This is a genomic window from Streptomyces sp. NPDC020845, from assembly GCF_044334165.1.
GTDB lineage: Bacteria > Actinomycetota > Actinomycetes > Streptomycetales > Streptomycetaceae > Streptomyces.
In genome coordinates this window covers 67,315-86,455 of record NZ_JBIRSJ010000009.1, presented here as the reverse complement: position 1 = coordinate 86,455, position 19,141 = coordinate 67,315, and the positions used below count along the sequence as shown (strand labels likewise).

18 protein-coding genes are annotated in these 19,141 nt (G+C 71.9%); 8 read left to right on the top strand and 10 right to left on the bottom strand.

From position 1 onward, the window contains the following. Positions 1-226 precede the first annotated feature (226 nt). From ACH4U7_RS23980 to ACH4U7_RS23960, 5 genes are all read left to right on the top strand, one after another. On the top strand, positions 227-1,282 hold the full coding sequence (locus ACH4U7_RS23980) for an LLM class flavin-dependent oxidoreductase (RefSeq protein ID WP_398529901.1): 1,056 nt from the start codon (positions 227-229) through the stop codon (positions 1,280-1,282). 254 nt (positions 1,283-1,536) lie between these two features. Next, a complete protein-coding gene (locus ACH4U7_RS23975; RefSeq protein ID WP_398529900.1) occupies positions 1,537-2,055 on the top strand; it encodes a toxin-antitoxin system HicB family antitoxin in 519 nt (172 codons plus the stop codon). A 99-nt stretch (positions 2,056-2,154) separates the two neighbouring features. Next, positions 2,155-3,000 (top strand): DUF4097 family beta strand repeat-containing protein, encoded by an 846-nt coding sequence (locus ACH4U7_RS23970; RefSeq protein ID WP_398529899.1) that lies wholly within the window; start codon positions 2,155-2,157, stop codon positions 2,998-3,000. 75 nt (positions 3,001-3,075) lie between these two features. Next, entirely contained in the window at positions 3,076-4,062 is a 987-nt protein-coding gene (locus tag ACH4U7_RS23965) for an ATP-binding cassette domain-containing protein (RefSeq protein WP_398529898.1), read from the top strand. Next, positions 4,059-4,850 (top strand): ABC transporter permease, encoded by a 792-nt coding sequence (locus tag ACH4U7_RS23960; protein WP_398529897.1) that lies wholly within the window; start codon positions 4,059-4,061, stop codon positions 4,848-4,850. Before ACH4U7_RS23965 ends, ACH4U7_RS23960 begins: the two co-directional genes overlap by 4 nt. 73 nt (positions 4,851-4,923) lie before the next feature. Here the strand turns inward: ACH4U7_RS23960 and ACH4U7_RS23955 are convergent, their stop codons facing one another. The 5 genes from ACH4U7_RS23955 to ACH4U7_RS23935 all read right to left on the bottom strand — a co-directional run bounded on the left by ACH4U7_RS23955 (position 4,924) and on the right by ACH4U7_RS23935 (position 10,021). Further along, positions 4,924-5,352 carry a RidA family protein gene (locus ACH4U7_RS23955; RefSeq protein WP_398529896.1) on the bottom strand — a complete coding sequence of 143 codons (429 nt, stop codon included), beginning with the start codon at positions 5,350-5,352 and terminating at the stop codon, positions 4,924-4,926. A 163-nt stretch (positions 5,353-5,515) separates the two neighbouring features. Next, on the bottom strand, positions 5,516-5,914 hold the full coding sequence (locus ACH4U7_RS23950) for a hypothetical protein (RefSeq protein WP_398529895.1): 399 nt from the start codon (positions 5,912-5,914) through the stop codon (positions 5,516-5,518). Positions 5,915-5,941: 27 nt separating this feature from the next. Next, positions 5,942-6,169, bottom strand: coding sequence for a hypothetical protein (locus ACH4U7_RS23945; RefSeq protein WP_398529894.1), 228 nt, complete (start codon positions 6,167-6,169; stop codon positions 5,942-5,944). A gap of 213 nt (positions 6,170-6,382) precedes the next feature. Continuing rightward, a complete protein-coding gene (locus tag ACH4U7_RS23940; RefSeq protein ID WP_398529893.1) occupies positions 6,383-7,261 on the bottom strand; it encodes an alpha/beta fold hydrolase in 879 nt (292 codons plus the stop codon). Positions 7,262-7,264: 3 nt separating this feature from the next. After that, on the bottom strand, positions 7,265-10,021 hold the full coding sequence (locus tag ACH4U7_RS23935) for an AAA family ATPase (protein ID WP_398529892.1): 2,757 nt from the start codon (positions 10,019-10,021) through the stop codon (positions 7,265-7,267). Between the two features lie 129 nt (positions 10,022-10,150). Here ACH4U7_RS23935 and ACH4U7_RS23930 point away from each other — a divergent pair, with 129 nt between their 5' ends. From ACH4U7_RS23930 to ACH4U7_RS23920, 3 genes are all read left to right on the top strand, one after another. Further along, positions 10,151-11,269, top strand: a complete 1,119-nt coding sequence (locus ACH4U7_RS23930; RefSeq protein ID WP_398529891.1) for a DUF2993 domain-containing protein — start codon at positions 10,151-10,153, stop codon at positions 11,267-11,269. 179 nt (positions 11,270-11,448) lie between these two features. Further along, complete coding sequence (locus tag ACH4U7_RS23925) at positions 11,449-11,574, top strand: hypothetical protein (protein ID WP_256982699.1); 126 nt, start codon at positions 11,449-11,451, stop codon at positions 11,572-11,574. Between the two features lie 151 nt (positions 11,575-11,725). Further along, positions 11,726-13,624 (top strand): ABC transporter ATP-binding protein, encoded by a 1,899-nt coding sequence (locus tag ACH4U7_RS23920; RefSeq protein WP_398530225.1) that lies wholly within the window; start codon positions 11,726-11,728, stop codon positions 13,622-13,624. A gap of 19 nt (positions 13,625-13,643) precedes the next feature. Here the strand turns inward: ACH4U7_RS23920 and ACH4U7_RS23915 are convergent, their stop codons facing one another. The 5 genes from ACH4U7_RS23915 to ACH4U7_RS23895 all read right to left on the bottom strand — a co-directional run bounded on the left by ACH4U7_RS23915 (position 13,644) and on the right by ACH4U7_RS23895 (position 19,052). Continuing rightward, positions 13,644-15,053 (bottom strand): sensor histidine kinase, encoded by a 1,410-nt coding sequence (locus tag ACH4U7_RS23915; RefSeq protein WP_398529890.1) that lies wholly within the window; start codon positions 15,051-15,053, stop codon positions 13,644-13,646. Next, positions 15,050-15,793 (bottom strand): response regulator transcription factor, encoded by a 744-nt coding sequence (locus tag ACH4U7_RS23910; RefSeq protein ID WP_398529889.1) that lies wholly within the window; start codon positions 15,791-15,793, stop codon positions 15,050-15,052. Before ACH4U7_RS23910 ends, ACH4U7_RS23915 begins: the two co-directional genes overlap by 4 nt. Before the next feature lie 193 nt (positions 15,794-15,986). Further along, complete coding sequence (locus ACH4U7_RS23905) at positions 15,987-17,081, bottom strand: S1C family serine protease (RefSeq protein WP_398529888.1); 1,095 nt, start codon at positions 17,079-17,081, stop codon at positions 15,987-15,989. Positions 17,082-17,189: 108 nt separating this feature from the next. Continuing rightward, positions 17,190-18,212, bottom strand: a complete 1,023-nt coding sequence (locus ACH4U7_RS23900; protein WP_398529887.1) for a LacI family DNA-binding transcriptional regulator — start codon at positions 18,210-18,212, stop codon at positions 17,190-17,192. Between the two features lie 24 nt (positions 18,213-18,236). Then, positions 18,237-19,052, bottom strand: a complete 816-nt coding sequence (locus ACH4U7_RS23895) for a response regulator transcription factor (RefSeq protein WP_398529886.1) — start codon at positions 19,050-19,052, stop codon at positions 18,237-18,239. Positions 19,053-19,141 lie beyond the last annotated feature (89 nt).

Sequence of the window (19,141 nt, the reverse complement as noted above, 5' to 3'; positions counted from 1 at the left end):
GGCGGCCGGAAGCCCTCGGATGGGGTATCCCCTGCTCGAGCGAAGCCGAGAGCTTGGGGAAGGGCCTACTCGGGTTTTCGGCCAACGCAGCGAGCGTGCGTGCCAGGGCGGCGAGCGGGGCAAACCTTGGCTGATGCGGCACTAGACAGGCCCGTGCAACAACCGCCTGCCAGAATCGGGCGGTGTCGGTGTACGCAGAACACACCGCGGACGATGGAGGAGCGCCGTGCCGCTGACCTCGGAACCGTTGCGCAAGCTGGGCTTCTTGACCATCGGGCTGTTCGACGAGGCCGACCCCCGCCAGGGCCATGAGTCGACCCTCCAGATCATCGAACTGGGCGAGCGGCTGGGTTTCGACAGCGCCTGGGTACGCCACCGCCATCTCCAGTACGGCATCTCCTCCCCCGTCGCCGTCCTGGCCGCGGCCTCGCAGCGCACCAGCCGTATCGAGCTGGGCACAGCGGTCATCCCCCTGGGCTGGGAGAATCCGCTACGCCTCGCCGAGGACCTGGCGACGGTCGACATCCTGTCCGGCGGTCGCCTCAACCCGGGGGTCAGCGTCGGCCCGCCGATGCACTACGAGCGGGTCAAAGACGCGCTCTACCCTGACACCGCCGACGCCGAGGACTTCAGCTTCGAGCGCGTACGGCGGCTGCTGGACCTCGTACGGGGCGAACCGGCCACCGACTTCAGCGGCACCGAGGGCTTTGAACCACGCGGCGGCAGCCGCATATCGGACACAGCTTCCGACCGCGTCCAGCCTCACTCCCCCGGCCTGGGCCGCCGCCTGTGGTACGGCGGCGGCAGCCTGCGGTCGGCTCAGTGGGCCGGTGAGCACGGGATGAACTTCCTGACCAGCAGCGTCGTCAAGGCGGAGGGGTCGGGGGATCCCGAGGACTTCGCCGAGATCCAGCTCTCGCACATCCGGACCTTCCGCGCCCACCACCCCGACGGCGACCGCGCCCGCGTCTCCCAGGGGCTGGTCGTCATCCCGACCGACAGCGCCACGCCGGAGCAGCGGGTCAAGTACGAGGCGTACGCCCGCGAGCGCACGCCTCGTACGGCCACCCCGCAGGGGCCGGCCCGCCTGATGTTCGCGCCGGACCTCGTTGGAACGTCCAGCGAGATCGCTGAACGGCTCTACGCCCACGCCGCCTTCCGGGAGATCGACGAGGTCGCGTTCGCGCTGCCGTTCACCTTTGAGCATGAGGACTACGTCCAGATCCTCACCGACATCGCCACCAGGCTGGGCCCGGCACTGGGCTGGCGAGCGGCCGCCTAGACCTTCGACGGCATCACGTGGCGTCGGATGGCACGGCTTGACACCATCCGATGCCACCTGGCGCCACTTGGTGTCGCGCGGCGCCATCCGGCGCCATTCCAGGCTGCTAAGTGAGCGCGAGCATGCGTGGCACCACGATGACCCAGGCCATCTCCTGCATGTTTTTGCAGGTCAGGGCGGCCATTATTGCGTTCACCCCCACGGGGCGCCGCCGGGGCTTGCATATGGCGCCACAGTGATGCCATGATGACGTCATGGACCTCACCCCGTATGTCGACAACCTCCGCCGTGAACTCGCGGTGGCCGCCGAAGCCGGCGGGGACGATGCCCGCGAGCTGGCCGAACGGCTCACCGCTCCCCTGGAGTCGGCGACCCGGCTGACCATGCTCAACGTGCTCTCCGCCGCGATGGACGAGATCACCCGCGAACTCGCCCCCGGCTCCGTCGACCTACGGCTGCGCGGACTCGACCCCGACTTCGTCGTGACACCACCGCCCACTGACAGCGGCACCCCCGCACAGCCGGCCGCGCCCCTCGAACCCCTCAGGCCCCCGGCCCCCGCCGAGGGCGACGAAGGCGGCACCGCCCGCGTCAACCTGCGCCTGCCCGCCCACCTCAAAGCCCGCGCCGAGGAAGCCGCGACCCGCGAGGGCCTGTCGGTCAACGCCTGGCTCGTACGCGCCGTATCGGCCGCGGTCGAGGGCGGCACCGCGCCGCGTACGGCGCAGAAGACCCAGAGCATCGGACAGAGCTTCACCGGCTGGGTGCGCTAACCACACCCCCGCCCGCACCCTCACCGGCTCCATACGACTTCATCCACACCGCGTCCCACCTGCGAGGACGCCACCAGGACTCAACAGGACGGTACAGCCATGCCTTCTTTCGACACTCCCGACGCGATCTTTGTCACCGCCCACGTGGAGGCCGGTTCCATCCAGTTCATGGCCGCCGACCGCCCCGAGACCGTCGTCGAGGTCCGGCCCCGTGACCCCAAGCAGGACCGGGACGTACGGGCCGCCGAACAGGCCCAGGTCACCTACGCGAGCGGCACCCTGACCGTCCGGACCCCCAAGGCGCGCCACTCGCTCCGCCGCCCCGGCATCGTCGACGTCACCGTCGAACTGCCCACCGGCTCCCGGATCGACATGACCGGCGCCTGGACCCAGGTACTCGGCGAGGGCCGGCTCGGCGAAGTCCGCGTCAAGACCTCCTCCGGTGACGTCCGCCTCGATGCCACCGGCCCGCTCCAGCTGACCGCCTCCCACGGCTCGATCACCGTGGACCGCATCGAGGGCACCGCCGAGATCACCACCAGCTCCGGCAGCCTGCGCGCCGGCACCATCGACGGCTCCGCCGTCCTGAAGAACTCCCACGGCACCACCACCATCGGCGCCGCGACCGGCGACCTGCGCGTCAGCGGCTCCCACGGCGACATCAGCATCGACCGCGCCGAGAGCTCGGTGACCGCCACCACCGCCCACGGCACCCTGCGCGTCGCCGAAGTCGCCCGCGGCACCATCCAGCTGGAAACCTCCTACGGCTCCATCGAGGTCGGCATCCGCCAGGGCACCGCCGCCTGGCTCGACGCCAACTCCGGCTCCGGCCAAGTCCGCAACACACTCGCCGCGTCCGAAAGCCCCGACAACACCCAGGACACCGTCGAGGTCCGCGCCCGCACCCGCCACGGCAACATCGACATCCGCCGCGCCCAGGCCTGAGCTCCCAGAAGAACCACGCGCACACCCCCACCCACTTCAGCCTTCTCACGGGAGGACCCCATGCCTTCTTCTGTCATGCCCACATCCAGTCAGAGCGGCGGTCACCCGGCGCCGGCCGCCATCTCCACCGTCGGTCTGCGCAAGTCGTACGGGGACAAGACCGTCCTCGACGGCATCGATCTGCACATCCCCGCCGGCTCGGTGTTCGCGCTGCTCGGCCCGAACGGCGCCGGCAAGACCACCGCCGTGAAGATCCTGTCCACCCTCATCACCGCCGACGGCGGCCAGTCCCAGGTCGCCGGCCATGACATCGCCACCTCCCCCGACGGGGTGCGGGCCGCGATCGGGGTCACCGGGCAGTTCTCCGCCGTCGACGGCCTGATCACCGGCGAGGAGAACATGCTCCTCATGGCCGACCTGCACCACCTCTCCAAACGCGAAGGACGGCAGGTCACGGCCGAGTTGCTGGAGCGCTTCGACCTCACCGAGGCCGCGAAGAAGCCCGCCTCCACCTACTCCGGCGGCATGAAACGCCGCCTGGACATCGCCATGACCCTGGTCGGCGACCCGCGCATCATCTTCCTCGACGAACCCACCACCGGCCTCGACCCACGCTCCCGGCACAACATGTGGCAGATCATCCGCGAACTCGTCACCGGCGGCGTCACCGTCTTCCTCACCACCCAGTATCTGGAGGAAGCCGACGAACTCGCCGACCGCATCGCCCTGCTCAACAACGGCAAGATCGCCGCCGAGGGCACCGCCGACGAACTGAAGCGGCTGATCCCCGGCGGACACATACGACTCCGCTTCACCGACCCCGCCGCCTACCGGAACGCCGCCACCACACTGCGCGAGGCCACCCGCGACGACGAAGCCCTGTCGCTGCAGATCCCCAGCGACGGCAGCCAGCGCGAACTGCGCTCCATCCTCGACTGGCTCGACACCGCCGGCATCGAAGCCGACGAGCTCACCGTCCACACCCCCGACCTGGACGACGTCTTCTTCGCCCTCACCGACAGCGCCGACGTCCCCAACCAGCCCAAGGAGAACGCCCGATGAGCTCCCTCGCCCTCACCGTCCGCGACTCCACCATCATGCTGCGCCGCAACCTCCTGCACGCCCGCCGCTACCCCTCCCTGACCCTGAACCTGCTGCTCACCCCGATCATGCTGCTCCTGCTGTTCGTCTACATCTTCGGCGACACCATGAGCGCGGGCATCGGCGGCGGTGGCGCCGACCGCTCCCAATACATCGCCTACCTCGTCCCCGGCCTGCTGCTGATGACCATCGGCAGCACCACCATCGGCACCGCGGTCTCCGTCTCCAACGACATGACCGAAGGCATCATCGCCCGCTTCCGCACCATGGCCATCCACCGCGGCTCCATCCTCATCGGACACGTCATCGGCAGCGTGCTGCAGGCGATCATCAGCGTGGTTCTCGTCGGCGCCGTCGGCGTGGCCATCGGCTTCCGCTCCACGGATGCCACGGCCCTGGAGTGGCTGGCCGCGTTCGGGCTGCTCGCGCTGTTCGCCCTGGCACTCACCTGGATCGCCGTCGGCATGGGCATGGTCAGCCCCAGCGCCGAGGCCGCCAGCAACAACGCCATGCCGCTGATCTTCCTCCCGCTCATCTCCAGCACCTTCGTCCCGGTCGACGCCATGCCCGGCTGGTTCCAGCCCATCGCCGAGTACCAGCCCTTCACCCCGACCATCGAGACCATCCGCGGACTGCTCCTCGGCACCGACATCGGCAACAACTGGTGGATCAGCATCGCCTGGTGCCTCGGCCTGACAGCCCTCGGCTACCGCTGGTCGAAGGCGGTGTTCAACCGCGACCCGAAGTAACCACCCGAACCACATCCCGCCAGAAGGGCGGCGTACCCCGACACCACGTCGGCGTACGCCGCCCCGTCGGCGTTCACGATGAAACGGCCCCGGTCGGCGGCTCGTCCACAAGCGCGAAGGCCTCGACCTCCAGCAGCAGTTCGGGGCGGAACAGGGCCGCGACCTGGACGGCCGAACTGGCGGGCGGGTGCGTCATGTCCACGTACTCGTCGCGTACGGACCGGACCGCGGGCAGGTGGGCCACGTCGGTGACGAAGTAGGTGAGCTTGATGACATCGTCGAAAGTGGCGCCCGCCGCCGCCAGGCAGCGGCGCAGGTTCTCGAAGACCTGCCGGGCCTGCGCGGCGGGATCGCCCGCGCCGACGAGTTCGCCCCGGTCGTCGAGCGCGATCTGTCCGGACACCGCGACCATGCGGCCGGAGCCCATGACGACGTTGGTGTAGCCCGTCCCCGGAGCGACGCCCTCCGGGGCCGGTATGTGCGTGAGCCGCTTCTTCTTCATGGCGGCATCCTCACTCCTGGGAGCCCGCCCCACCATCGCTTTTCGTACGGCGGGCACGGGCGCCGGGCAGGCGGTCAGACGAGGCCGACGGCGTCGCGCCCTCCTCGCCGGATTCGAAGCCCAGCTCCCGGCCCGCGGCAGCGCCGGCTAGGCCGGGTACGGCTCAGGAAGCCGGGGTGCCCGCCCCACCGTCGCTTTGGGCGCGGCGGGTGCGCAGCGCCTCGGGGAAGAGGGTCCAGCCGTCGATCTCCTGACCCGACTTCGCGCCGGGCTGCCAGCCCTGGGCGAGGGCCGCGTCGAGGAAGGCGCGGACCACGCCAGGCTCGTGGAGGTTCAGCCAGCCGCGGTCGCGGTCGCCGACCGTGCTGGCGGGGCCGGGCGGGAACCAGGGCTGGCGGAAGGCGAGCTGCAGGCGGCCTCTGCTGCCTTCCAGGCGGAGGGACAGGATCTCCCGGCAGGTCGAGTAGTCCGGCTGCTTGCCGCCGTCGTGGGTGTGGCCCACCGACCACAGATAGGTGTCGTCGCCGACGACGAGCCGACGGGTGCTGCGGGAACGGGCCATGGACGACACGCTACTTGCCCCGCCCGCTCAGGCCCTCAGGCCGTCCCGTCGGTGGACCTGGAACGCCGCGAAGCTCTGGGCGACGGGCATCAGCTCGATGGTGTTGATGTTGACGTGCGCCGGCTGCGAGGTCACCCAGTGCACGGACTCGGCGATGTCGTCGGCACCGAGTGGCCGCATACCGGCGTAGACGGCGTCGGCCTTCCCCTGGTCGCCCTGGAACCGCACGGTGGAGAACTCGGTTCCGCCGCACATCCCGGGTTCGACACAGGTGACGCGAACGCCGCTGCCGTCGCGCTCTCCTCACCGCCCACGGACACCCTCTCCCATGCGCTCGACGTGCTGGCGGAGTTGGCGAACGGCACCCCCGCGACGACGCGGGCCCGGACTTACGCGGGCCCGGACTGACGCCGGCCAGGAGTGACACCGGCCCGGACCGGACCGGGGCCGGCGCCGCCCAGGCAGACGTCACCCGGCCGTATGCGCGAGGATGGCGGCGGCCAGCTCCTCGTGCACCTCCGGCGGCAGTGTGTGGCCCATGCCCGCCACGATCATCAGCCGTGCCCCCGGGATCCGCTCGGCGATGATCGCGCCGTGGCCCGGCTTGGCCGGCTCGTGGCTGCCCTCGATGACCAGTGTGGGCGCCTTCACCCGGTGCAACACGTCCACCGGCTCGAATTCCGGCTTGGCCATCGCGGCCAGCCGGTGGTTGGCCACCGCCGACAGGTCGCGGGCCCGGTCGTAGATCCGTTCCTGCAGCCGACGCGCCGCGTCCTCGTCGAACGGCAGCCCGGTGCCGTGCAGCACGCGCTGCTCGGCGATCATGCCGTCGATCCGGGCGCGCCGGTCCTCCGGCGGCGGGGCGGCGATCAGCGCGCGGTAGAAGGCCGTGAACTCCGGCGCCGGCTCGGGCAGGCTTCCCTCGGGCTGCGGCTGCCCCATCAGGGCCCGCACGATCACCTGGCCTTCGCCGCCGCCGAGCGGCGAGGAGCCGATGACGGTCAGCGAGCGCACCCGCTCCGGCCGCTCCACCGCGACGAACTGGCCGAGCAGCCCGCCCGCCGAGTGGCAGACCAGATGGGCGCTCTCCAGGCCGTGGGCGTCCAGCACGCGGTACACGTCGTTCTTGATGTCGTCCCATGTGTACGGCTCCGCCGCGAAGTCGACGGTGTCCGACATACCGGTGTCACGGTGGTCGTACCGGATCACCCGACGGCCTCCGGCGGCAAGGCGGCCGACGAACTCGTCCGGCCACAGGACGCCCTGCGACATCGACCCCATGATCAGCAGGATCGGCGCATCCGTCACGGCGCCGAACTCTTCACTCCAGATGTTCACTTCACGCATGTCTCAGAGCATGTCCGCTTCCGTCACGGGCGCCTTCTGTAGAACTACTAGTCGCGCCAGCTCCGTACGGGAGCCGATGCCCAGCTTCGGATAGATCTTGTACAGGTGGTACTCGACGGTGCGCGGGCTCAGGAAGAGCTGGGCGGCGATCTGCTTGCTCGACAACCCGTCGGCGACCAGGCCGGCGATGCGCAGCTCCTGCGGGGTCAGCGCGTCAAGAACGGCGGAGGGCGGGGCCTGTCCGCTCTCGCCCGCCGCCCGCAGCTCACCCTGTGCGCGCCTCGCCCACGGCCGCGCGCCCGCCCGCTCGAACGTCTCCCACGCCATCCGCAGCAGCGCCCGCGCCTCGCCCGGCCGCTGCCCGCGGCGCAGCCGCTCACCCAGCAACAGGGCCGTCCTGGCCGCCTCGAACGGGTTGGTGTGCAGCCGCAGCGCCTCACCGAACGCCTCCTCGGACGACTCGACCAGGCCCCGGCAGCGGGCCAGCAGAGCGTGCGACTCGGGCGTGGCGGCGTGCGCCGACCACCGCTCGTACGCCTCCAGCGCCGCCCGCGCGGCCGCGTCGTCGCCCGCGCCCACGGCGGCCTCGACGCGATCCGGCGCCATCCGCCACACCACGGTGGGATGCCCGGCGCCCGGTCCCGCCGCGGCGATGGCCGTGAAACGGTCATGCGCCGCCGCATGGCGCCCCAGGCACAGGTCGAGCATCGCCGACGCGTAGGCGGCGACCCCCGCCCGCAGGCCCACCCGATGCGGTACGGCGATGGCCAGCGCCTCACGGGCCTGTCGTGCGCAGTCCTCCTCATCGCCGCGCAGGGCCGCCAGCACCGCCAGGTTGGCCAGGTGCGCGGCCATCGTGTTCCGGTACCCGGCCTCGCGGGCCAGTTCCAGGCCCTCCTCGGACACGGCCCGGCTGTTCGCCAGCCGCCCGGCGATGCGCTCGGCCGTCGCCACGAACTCCAGCACGACCGGCAGTTGCCCGGTCATCCCCGACACCCTCGCCACCCGTCCGGCCCGGTCGACCATCTCGGTCGCCACGTCCGACTCGCCCAGCCAGCTGGCCGCGGCCGTCGCCCACAGATACTCCGACGCGTGCCTCAGCTCGCCGACCCGCGCCAGCGCCCGCCGCAGCAGACCAGGACCGGCGTCGTCGCCGTCCAGCACCAGGCCGATCCCGGCCACCGCGTCCCGCAGAAACCCCTCGGGGTGCGCCGCCGCCCTCCGCCCCAGCTCGACGAGGGCCGCCGTGTCGCCGACATACGAGGCCGCCTCCGCGGCATCGGCCAGCATGTCGAGGCTGTCGCCCGCCGCCAGGATCCGTACGGCCTCGGCGGCGTTGCCGGAGTTCAGCTCGAACCGGCCGCGGAGCTGGGCGATCCGCATGGCGAGGTCGGCGTCCCCGCCGGCCTGGTCGCGGGCCTCGGCCAGCAGCGACTCCGCCTGCCCCGGGCGGCCGCCGAGCCAGGCCGCGACGGCGGCGTCCTTCAGCCGGGCGGCACGGGCGCGCGGCTCGGGAGTCAGCTCGGCGGCCCTGGCCAGGGCGGTGGCGGCGGCGCCGAAGCCCCCGCGGTCCCGCGCCCGCTCCGCGGCGGCCACCAGCTCGGCGGCGACCCGCTCGTCCTGGCCCATGGCCGCTCCGGCCAGGTGCCAGGCGCGGCTGTCCCCCTCGGTCAGCTCCGCGAGCACGGCATGCACCCGGCGGACGTCGGCGGGGGTGGCCGCCTCATGCACCGCCGACCGGACGAGTGGATGGCGAAAGTGCACGCGCGTGCCCGAGAGCCCGGCCAGCCCGGACTCCTCCAGCTCTGCCAGCGCCATCCGCCCAGCCCCCGCCCCAGCCCCCGCCCGTATGTGCTCCCCGGGCCGTATCGTCCGGTCGGTGGTCAGCCGGTCGGTGGTCAGCCGGTCGGTGGTCAGCCGGTCGGTGGTCAGCCGGTCGGTGGCGCGCAGCACCAGGCCGAGGTCGGCCGCCACGGCGGCGACCAGGGCGAGCAGCCGGGCTGCGGCGGACAACGCCGCCACCTGCTCGCCGAAGAGCCGGGCGCCGCCGGGAAGCGGATCGGGCAGCGGTTCGCGGCCGGCGAGCTGCGCGGGCGTCAGTCGGGCGGCGATCTCGCCCAGGGCGAGCGGGTTCGCGCGGGTCAGCGTGACGATTTCCTGGGCCACTCCGGGCGGCACACCGTGGCGGGACTCCAGCATCTCGACCGCCGCGGCCCCGGGCAGGCCGGGCACGTCCACCGTCAGCGGCACACCCTTGACCGGAGCGTCCCCGCGCACGGCGAACAGCATCGCGATCCGTTCCGTCCCCAGCCGCCTGGCGGCGAACAGCAGCGCGTCGGCCGAGGCCGGGTCGACCCACTGGAAGTCGTCGACCACGCAGATCAGCCCGTCCGGCGCGGAGGCCTCGGCCAGCAGCGAGAGTACGCCGGCACCCAGCAGGTACCGATCGCCGTCACCGCCCGCGGCAAGCCCCAGCGCCGCGCGCACGGCGTCGCACTGCGGTTCCGGCAGCGCGTCGAGCGAGCCGGTCACCGGCCGCAGCACCTGGTGCAGCGCCGCGAACGCCAGGTCGGACTCGGGCTCGACGCCGGTGGCCCGCAGCACGCGCATCGAGCCACTTCGCGCGGTCGCCGCGTCGAGCAGGGCCGTCTTGCCCGCGCCCGCCTCGCCCCGCAACACCACCGCACCGCCGGAGCCGTCGCGAGCCCGCGCGATCACCTCGTCGAGCGCGCCGATCTCCGCCGATCTGCCGTAGAGCACGAAGCTCACTCTAAGAGCCCTTCCAAAGAGCCCTGCCACGCGGCGCACGCCGACGTCGCGCCGTGCTGTTCGCCACGAACCTCCGTCAGCGCTTGCATCCGGACCGGGCGGGCGTGTTGGGATGGAGTGATGCGATCCCCCGTACGCATGTTCCTGCCCCTGTCCCGCCAATCTCCCCAAAGCGTCAACCCGGATCCGGAGCGCAAGGTTCACCGGGGGCTCGCCCGTATTCCGCGCACCACCAAGGTGGCCATCGGGGTTCTGCTGGGCGCCATGCTGCTGGTGCTCGTGGACCGCTGCGCCGTGATGTACGCCGAGAAGCGGGCGGAGCGGACGCTGCAGCACAAGCTCGGCCTTGCGGCAGCACCCAAGGTGAACATCCACGGGTTTCCGTTTCTCACCCAGGTGCTGGGCAAGCACCTGGACGGGGTGGACGTCACCGTCCCCGACGTGGCGGCAGGCCGGGTGACGCTCGCCCGGGTACGGGCCGAGGCCACGGGCATACGCCTGTTCGGAGATCTGCCGCTGCCCCTCGACGGGGCCAAGGCGGCCCAGGTGGACGGGGACGTACTGCTGGCCTTCGACGATCTGAACCGCGAACTGGGCGCCTCGCAGGTGACGTTCCGGGTACTCAACCGCGAATCGGTGCGCGCGGAGGGCGTGTTGCCGGTGGCCGGGCGGCAGGCGCGTATCCACGCCGTGGCGCATATACGGCGGGACGGCGACCGCGGGGTCGCCACCAGCGTCAGCGATATGCGGCTCGACGTCCCCGGCATCGCCACCTACCGGCCCGGGCGGCCCGCCCGGCTGCGGCTGCACCCGGAGGCCGCCGAACGCATCAGCCGCGACAAGAAGAAGACGCGGGCACTGCTCGCGGTGGAGTCCGTGGCGCGGCAGCTCGGCGTCGCGCCCGGGGCCGCGGAACAGGCGCTGTGGGACGACAAGCAGCTGAGCCGGATCACCGGGCGGCCGGGCTTCACGGACCGGCTGACCCGGGCCAACCTCGTGGACCTGGTCGCCGACCGCCCCGAGACGCTGGAGCAGGTCGGCGTCGACCCCGTACTGGCCCGGGCCCTGGTGCGGCTGCGGGCCCAGGATCTGACGGAGCGGGTCGCGTTCTCCTTCCAGCTGCCGAAGCAGGTCAAGGGCCTGCGGCTGCGGAACATCACCGTCGAGCGCGAGGGCATCCGGGCCGATCTGACGGGCTCGGGGCTGTCCGTGGGCGCCGGTCGGCACTCGGGCGGCTGAGCGCAGCCGGGACGCGGCCGCCGCGCCCGCGGTTCCGGGAATCGTCTGAGAATTCATTCATGAGGGTCTTGGCTGACGCACAGGCTCCTCCGATCTCGCTCACGGATATCCCTCCTAACTTTTTCCGTGTCGAAGCCGAACGGCGAGACACCAGAAAAGGAAAACCGAAAGGAAATCCCATGAGCATCCGCAAGGTCGTTCCGGTCAAGCCCGCCCGCAAGCCCGAGCCGAAGAAGAACTGCCACCCGAAGCCCGCGCCGAAGAAGCACAAGAAGCCCCAGCACCGTCGCCCGATCGGCGGCTGACCCACATACCGGAGGCGGGCCCGCGGCACTGTGCCGCGGGCCCGCCTCGGCCATGTCAGGGCCCGGAGCGGGCCCCGGCAGCCGGCCGACGCCAGGAACGGGAGAGACAGTGAGCTCGACAGTGCGCACAGGCCACGACGACCAGCCGACGATGCGGTTGCGGGCGGTCAGAACCGGGCCCGCCCCCGGCCGCGGCCGCCACCGGCGCCCCGAGGGCTACGACGCCGAGGAGAAACAGCCCACCCCGCAACAGCCCACCCCGCAGTTGCCCGCGCGCATGGCCTTCCGCCGCTTCTGGCCGCTGACCCGGGGCGACCGTCGCTGGCTGGTGCTGATCTGCGGCTGTGTGGTCGCCGCCGCGCTCGCCGAGACGGCCGCGATCCTGCTGTTCTCCAATCTGACGGACCACGCCCTCCAGGAGGGCTCGCTCAGCGCGTTCTGGTCCCCCGCCGGGCAGTGGTTCGCCGTGGCGGTCCTGGGCGCGGCGGTCGGGTACACGGGCAACTCGCTCGCGGTGTGGACCGCCGAGCGCTTCGTACTGCGCCTGCGCGCCCGCGTCTTCGGCCATGTCCAGGACCTGCCGCCGCACTTCTTCCAGCGCCACCGCCAGGGCGACCTGGTCGAACGCCTCACCGGGGACGTCGAGGCCATCGAGCAGATGGTGGTCTCCGGCGTCGTGGGCACCGTATCCGCCCTGTTCAGCACGGTCTTCTTCGCCACCGCCGCCTTCTGGCTGCGCTGGGACCTGGCGCTGGCCACCTTCGTACTGGCGCCGCTGTTCTGGCTGGCCGCCCGGCGCTTCTCGGGCCGGATCAAGGCCGTCGCACGGGAGGAGCGGGTCGCCGACGGCGCGATCACCTCGGTGGTCGAGGAGTCGCTGGGCAACATCGTGCTCACCCAGGCCTACAACCGGAAGGCCGCCGAGGAGCAGCGGCTGCGCCGCGAGGCGCGCGCCTGGATGCGCGCGTCGGTGGCCGGGGCGCGGATGAGCGAGCTGTACGAGCAGCTGGTCGAGGTCATCGAGACGCTGTGCGTCCTCGCCGTCATCGGACTCGGCGCCTGGGAGATCTCCCAGGATCGGATGACCATCGGGCAGCTCCTGGCCTTCGCGGCCTTCCTCGGCTACCTCTACCCGCCGATCCGCAACCTCGGGCAGCTCGGCCTCACTCTCACCGCCGCGACCGCGGGCGCCGAGCGGCTGCTGGACATCCTCGACGCCGAACCCGCCGTCGCCGACCCGCCGCCGGGGGCGGCCGTCGCGCCCTGGCGGGTGCACGGCACGGTGGAGTTCGCCCGGGTCGGCTTCCGCTACCCGGGCGCCCGGAAGCGCACCCTGGCCCAGGTCTCGCTCACGGCCGGGCCCGGGGAGTTCGTGCTGATCACCGGCGAGAGCGGGGCGGGCAAGTCGACCGTCTCCAAGCTGCTGCTGCGCTTCTACGACCCGGCCGAGGGCTCCGTACGCCTGGACGGGGTGCCGCTGGACGCCATGCCGCTGGCCTTCCTGCGCGAGAATGTCACCCTCCTGCCGCAGGAGACGCTCATCCTGCACGACACCATCCGCGAGAACATCGCCTGCGGGCGGCCGGGGGCCACGGACCACGAGATCGTCCAGGCGGCCCGGGACGCGGCGGCCCACGACTTCATCACCGCCCTCCCCGAGGGCTACGACACCCCGATCGACCCGCACACCGCGCAGCTGTCCGGCGGCCAGCTGCAGCGCGTGGCCATCGCCCGCGCGATGCTGCGGAACGCGCCCGTCCTGGTCCTGGACGAGCCCACCACCGGGCTTGACGCACTGTCCGCGCGGCGGGTGGTCAGGCCGCTGAGGCGGCTGATGTCCGGCCGTACGACGATCATGATCACGCACGATCTGAACCTGGCGCCGGACGCCGACCGGATCCTCGTCCTCGACCACGGGCGGGTGGTGGAGACCGGGACGCACCGCGAACTGCTGGCCCTGGGCGGGGCGTACGCGCGGCTGTACGGCTCGCAGAACGGCGCGGACGTCATGGACACATCCGAGTTCCCCACCCCGCTCGCGGGGAGCTGAGCGGGGCGGGGCGGGGGTGTCAGCCGAGTCCCGGCGGCGGCGTGGGCGCGCCCGGGAGCCGGAGCCAGGCCAGCGTCCCGCCGCCCGGCGCGGGCTGGAGCCCGACCTGGCCGCCGGACTGCTGGACGGTGCGGGCCACGATGGACAGGCCGAGGCCGGAGCCGGGCATGGAGCGGGCGGACGGCGAGCGCCAGAACCGTTCGAAGACATGCGGCAGTTCGTCGTCGGGAATGCCGGGGCCATGGTCGCGGACCGTGAACTGGCCGTCTTTGAGCACGACCTCCACCACACCACCCGAAGGGCTGAACTTCACCGCGTTGTCGAGCAGGTTGACCAGCGTCCGCTCCAGCGCCGCCGCCTCCCCCCGTACGTACCAGGGCCCCAGCGAGGCGTCGATCGTGAGGTCGGCGCCGCGCAGCCGCGCCCGTTCCAGCGCGGCCGCCGCCACCTCGTGCAACGCGACCACCTGAAGCGGCCCGGTGCCGGGCAGCGCGTCCGGCCGGGACAGCTCCTGGAGGTCGCCGATGAGCGCGGCCAGCTCGGTCATCTGCGCCTTGACGCTGGCCATCAGCGCCTTGCGGTCGGCGGGCGGCAGCGGCCGGCCGGTCTCCTCGCTGCGCGCGAGCAGTTCGATGTTGGTACGGAGCGAGGTGAGCGGCGTACGCAGCTCATGGCCGGCGTCGGCGATCAGCTGCTGCTGCCGTTCGCGGGAGGAGGCGAGGGCGGCCGTCATGGAGTTGAAGGAGCGGGAGAGCCGGGCGATCTCGTCGTCGCCCTCGGCCGGGATGCGTACCGCCAGGTCCTCCGTACGGGCCACATGCTCGACCGCCTCGGTCAGCCGGTCCACGGGCTTGAGCCCGGTCCTGGCGATCCACAGACCGGCGGCCCCGGCGCCGAGGACCCCGACACCCGCGACCAGGAGCATGACCAGCGCCAGCGTGTCGAGGGGGTCGGTCACCTCGTCGAGGGGGCGGGAGACGGACACGGTCAGCGTGCCGGGACCGGTGTCGGTGCGGACCAGCATCTCCTTGGTGTAGACGCGGACGGCCCGGCCGGTGGTGGTCGTGCCGTCGCGCGTGACCTCCCGCTGCCGGCCGTTGGCGACAGCGGTGTCCGCGTCCGTCACCTTCACCGCTGTCGAGCCGATGACGCACCGGTCGCCGTTCTCCCGGACGAACTGCAGTCCCGCGGGGTCGGGCCCCAGCCGGTCGTCGGTCTGCGGCTTGGCCGAACAGGGCAGGCCGATCAGGCGCTCGATACGGTCCGGGGACACGCTGTCGCGCAGCTTCTGGTCCAGCGCGTTGGTCAGCTCCTGGCGGGTGAGGAACCAGCACGCGAAGGCCGCCACCGCCACCGCGACCGCCACCGCCACCGCGGTCAGCAGCGCCAGCCGCGAGCGGAGCGGCAGCCTGCGGAAGCGGTTCGTCACGGCGTGCCGCCCTCGGCAGTGCGCAGCACATAGCCGACGCCGCGCACGGTGTGCACGAGCCGGGGCTCGCCGCCCGCCTCGGTCTTGCGGCGCAGATACATCACGTACACGTCCAGCGAGTTGGACGTGGGCTCGAAGTCGAAGCCCCAGACGGCCTTGAGTATCTGTTCGCGGGTGAGGACCTGGCGCGGATGGGCGAGGAACATCTCCAGCAGCGTGAACTCGGTACGGGTCAGCTCGACCCGGCGCCCGCCCCGGTTCACCTCGCGGGTGGCGAGGTTCATCCGCAGATCGGCGAAGGTCAGCTCGTCACCGCCGGTCTCCGCGACGGCCCCCGCGCCGGCCGCGTACGAGCTGCGGCGCAGCAGGGCCCGGATCCGGGCCAGCAGCTCGTCCAGCTCGAACGGCTTGACGAGGTAGTCGTCGGCGCCCGCGTCGAGCCCGGTGACCCGGTCGCCGACCGTGTCGCGCGCGGTGAGCATCAGGACGGGCACGGTCACACCCGTGGCACGCAGCCGCCGGGCGGCGGTCAGCCCGTCCATCCGGGGCATCAGCACATCGAGCACGATCAGCTCGGGGTCGTACGCGCCGACCTTCTCCAGCGCGTCGAGCCCGTCCAGGGCCGTCTCGGTCAGATAGCCCTCGAAGGCGAGGCTGCGCTGCAGGGCCTCGCGGACGGCCGGCTCGTCGTCGACGATCAGGATGCGGGCGGGCTGGTCGCCGTGCTCGGCGGGGCTCATGGCTCGGGTTCCTCACTCGGAGTCGGCGTGGCGCGCCGACGGAAGGCGGCGATGGCGGGGCGGTGGGCCCGGGTGGGCCCGCTGCCTTCAGCCTCGCACGGGCGGCCGGGCACGGGCCTGATCATCCCAGGCGGCGGGCCGGTCGGCTGCTGCGGCTGTCACCGCTCAGCTGTCACCGCTCAGCTGTCACCGCTCAGCTGTTACTGGTGCCGCCGCCGCTGTCGCTGCCGCCGTTGCGCAGATTGTCGAGGTCGGCCTTGACGGTGTTGACGGGGATGGAGAAGCCCAGGCCGATGCTGCCCGCGCTGCTGGAGCTCTGCTGTGCGGCGGAGGAGTACATCGCGGAGTTGATCCCGATGATCTGGCCGCTCATGTTGATGAGCGCGCCGCCGGAGTTGCCGGGGTTGAGCGAGGCGTCGGTCTGGATGGCCTTGTAGGTGGTGGTCGAGGAGCCGACGTCGCCGTTGTACCGGCCGCCGCCGAACTCGAACGGCCACTCCCCGCTGCCGCCGCCCGGCCCCTGCCCCTGCCCCTGGCTCTCGTCCGTCGAGACGGTCACATCGCGGTCGAGCGCGGAGACGATACCGCTGGTGACGGTGCCGGTCAGCCCCTCGGGCGAGCCGATGGCCACGACCTGGTCGCCGACCCGGACCCCGCTGGAGTCGCCGAGCGTGGCGGCCTTGAGCCTGCTGGCGCCCTCGACCTTGATCAGGGCCAGGTCCTTGTTCTTGTCCGTGCCGACCACGGTCGCGCTCTTCTTGCTGCCGTCGCTGAAGGTGACCTTGATGGTGTCGGCGCCGGAGATGACGTGGTTGTTGGTGATGATCTCGCCGCCGCTGGTGATGATCACGCCGGAGCCGGTGGACTGGCCGCTGTTGGAGGTGGCGCTGATCTCCACGATGCTCGGACTGACCGCCGTCGCGACGGCGCTGACCCCGCCGACCTTGCTGGAGGTGGCGTTGACGACGGTGGTCGTGGTGGAGCTGTCCGACTTCTGGGTCGCGTCCGTGACCAGCGCCGCCGCCCCGCCGCCCACGAGCGCCGAGACCACCGCCACCGCCGCGATCAGCAGCGCGGACCTGGAGGGACGCCGCCTGCGGCGGCCGCCGCCGGGATGCGGACCGGCCGCCGGGCCGCTTCCGGGCCATACGGTGACCCCCGAGGGAGTGGTGACGGGTTCCTGGGGCGCGTGCGCGGGTGGCGTGGGGTAGCCGGACCAGGCGCCGTACGGGGGCTGCGGGTGCTGCGGGGCCTCGTAATCGCCGCTGCGGGGCGTGTTCTCCGTCATGTATATGACTGTGCGCAGCGAAGATGAGAACTTCCTAAGTGTCCGCTGAGAAGCCCGACAGAAGTCGGTATGCCCGAGATAAGGAAGCCCCCGGACACATCGCGCGCGTTACGCGCAGCCGCAGGACCGCCGCACCACCAGCGCCGACGGGAACTGGCGCACCCGCTCCCGCCGCGAGGACGCGGGCCGTACCGCGTCGTCCAGCACCAGGTCGACCGCCGCGCGCGCCATCGCGGGCCGGTCGGAGGCGACGGTCGTCAGCGGCGGGTCGGTGAGCGCCGCCTCCTTGACGTCGTCGAAGCCGGCGACCGCCAGCTCTCCGGGCACATCGATGCGCAGCTCCCGCGCCGCCCGCAGCACGCCGATCGCCTGGTCGTCCGTCGCGCAGAAGATGGCCGGCGGCCGGTCGGGGCCTGACAGCAGCCCCAGCGCGACCTTGTAGGCGTCGTACCGGTTGTACGGGGCCTGGAAGAGCCGCCCCTCGGTGGATCGCCCGGCTTCCAGCATCGCCCGGCGCCAGCCCTCGACGTGGTCGGTGACCGGGTCGCCGACGGTCGGGGTGATCTCGATGCCGCCGATGCACGCCACGTACTCGTACCCGTGCTCCAGCAGGTGTCGTACGGCCAGCTGCGCGCCGCCGATGTCGTCCAGCACCACGGCCACGTCGTCGATCGCCTCGGGGCGCTCGTGCAGCAGCACGACGCGGGCGTCCCAGGCCTCGATCTCGGCGGCGGCGTTCTCGCTGAGGCCCTGGCTGATGAGGATCAGCCCGGACACCCGCATGCCCAGGAAGGCGCGCAGATAGTGGACCTCGCGCTCGTCGAGGTAGTCGGAGTTGCCGACCAGCACCATCTTGCCGCGCTCGGAGGCGGCCTGTTCGACGGCGTGTGCCATCTCGCCGAAGAACGGCTGGCGGGCGTCCGGCACGATCAGCCCTATGAGGTCGGTCCGCCGGCTGGCCATCGCCTGCGCGACCCGGTCCGGCCGGTAGCCGAGCTCCTTGATCGCGGCGAGTACCCGCTCGCGCGTGGCCGGGGCGACCGGCCTCGGTCCGTTATTGATGACGTAACTGACGACCGCCGTGGAGGTCCCCGCCAGCCTTGCCACATCATCCCGCGTCACCTTGGCCACGCGCGGAAGTCTACGCGGGTCCAGCTAAGTGTTGGCCGGGCGTGCGGCCCCGGCTTTCACGTTCTCCGCCACGATCGAAGCGTGCGGCGCCTCGTCGGCCGGAGCCGGTTCGTGTGCCGCCCTCCCGGCGCCCGACCTGAGCTTGGCTTCCTCGCCGCCGCGGTCGCCCTTCTCGGGCGAGACGAAACGGTAGCCCACGTTCCGCACGGTGCCGATCAAGGACTCGTGTTCCGGGCCGAGTTTGGCCCGCAGCCGCCGTACGTGCACATCGACCGTGCGGGTGCCGCCGAAGTAGTCGTAGCCCCAGACCTCCTGGAGCAGCTGCGCCCGGGTGAACACCCGGCCGGGGTGCTGGGCCAGGTACTTCAGGAGCTCGAACTCCTTGAATGTGAGATCCAGCACACGGCCCTTGAGCTTCGCGCTGTACGTGGCCTCGTCGACCGACAGATCGCCGTTGCGGATCTCCATCGGGCTGTCGTCCGTCGTGATCTGCTGGCGGCCCATCGCCAGCCGCAGCCGCGCCTCGACCTCGGCCGGGCCGGCGGTGTCGAGCAGAACGTCGTCGATGCCCCAGTCGGCGGTGACCGCGGCGAGGCCGCCCTCGGTCACCACGAGGATCAGCGGACAGCCAGGGCCGGTGGAACGCAGCAGCTGGCACAGGCTGCGCACCTGGGGCAGATCGCGGCGGCCGTCGATGAGGATCACATCGGCACCGGGGGTGTCCACCAGGGCCGGTCCCTCGGCCGGGGCCACCCGCACGCCGTGCAGCAGCAGCCCGAGCGCGGGAAGCACCTCCGTCGAGGGCTGTAGCGCGTTGGTCAGCAGGAGGAGGGAGCTCATCGATGATCACCCGCCCCGGACGTCGTCCTATGGTCGTACACGCTTCGCTCGCCCATTACGTCGGTTCCTCCTCGGTCCCTTGCGAGAGG